This window comes from Bradyrhizobium sp. NBAIM08 (genome assembly GCF_020193935.1).
Classification (GTDB): domain Bacteria; phylum Pseudomonadota; class Alphaproteobacteria; order Rhizobiales; family Xanthobacteraceae; genus Bradyrhizobium; species Bradyrhizobium yuanmingense.
In genome coordinates this window covers 1-385 of sequence record NZ_JADYVR010001283.1, presented here as the reverse complement: position 1 = coordinate 385, position 385 = coordinate 1, and the positions used below count along the sequence as shown (strand labels likewise).

1 protein-coding gene is annotated in these 385 nt (G+C 55.6%); it reads left to right on the top strand.

What is annotated here, in order from left to right:
• Positions 1-385 (top strand): phenylalanine--tRNA ligase beta subunit-related protein (locus tag I6F37_RS44540; protein ID WP_249795518.1); only part of this gene is annotated, 385 nt, incomplete at both ends.

Here is a 385-nt window from a genome sequence, read left to right as displayed (position 1 = left end):
GTCTATCACCGGTCGTGCTCGTCGTCATGGCCTGCATACTGATGCGTCTCACCGTTATGAGCGTGGCGTTGATCCGGCACTGCAGCACAAAGCGATGGAACGTGCGACCCGTCTGCTGATCGACATCTGCGGTGGTGAGGCTGGTCCGGTAATTGATATCACCAACGAAGCAACGCTGCCGAAGCGTGCAACCATCACTTTACGTCGTAGCAAACTGGATCGCCTGATCGGCCATCATATTGCGGATGAGCAGGTAACTGACATTCTGCGTCGTCTCGGCTGCGAAGTGACCGAAGGCAAAGACGAGTGGCAGGCAGTTGCGCCGAGCTGGCGTTTCGATATGGAGATTGAAGAAGATCTGGTCGAAGAAGTCGCGCGTGTTTAC